This is a genomic window from Methylobacterium organophilum, from assembly GCF_022179465.1.
GTDB lineage: Bacteria > Pseudomonadota > Alphaproteobacteria > Rhizobiales > Beijerinckiaceae > Methylobacterium > Methylobacterium organophilum.
In genome coordinates this window covers 1-373 of record NZ_BPQV01000032.1, presented here as the reverse complement: position 1 = coordinate 373, position 373 = coordinate 1, and the positions used below count along the sequence as shown (strand labels likewise).

Annotated in this window: 1 pseudogene; it reads left to right on the top strand. The window is 69.7% G+C overall.

The window, feature by feature from the left end:
* Positions 1-373 (top strand): annotated as a pseudogene (locus tag MFF21_RS23705) (site-specific integrase); the annotation flags it as partial.

The window sequence follows — 373 nt, the reverse complement described above, 5'->3', positions numbered from 1 at the left end:
AGCGTTCGCAGTGGCCCGACCTGATGCCGGTCGCCTTCGGCCGCCGCGGGATGGCCGAGGACCACCACCACGTCTATGGCGGTGAACTGGAGGAACTGGCGGCGGACTACCGCAAGGCCCTCTCCCGATCCGATCCCGGCATCGTGGACGCTGAGACCCGCGACCTCCTACGGCGAAAACAAGCACCGATAGACCCGACCTCCGAGGCCTTCCACGAGGCGGCCCTGGCGGTCCTGCGGGCCCACGTGAAGGCCTACGGGCTGATGCTTGCTCGGCAGGAGGGTGAGGTGGTCTCGACCCCGCCGCCCAGCTCACAGCGCGGCCCAACGCTCACGGAGGCCTACGAGGCTTGGAAGGCAGGCAGCGGCGCACG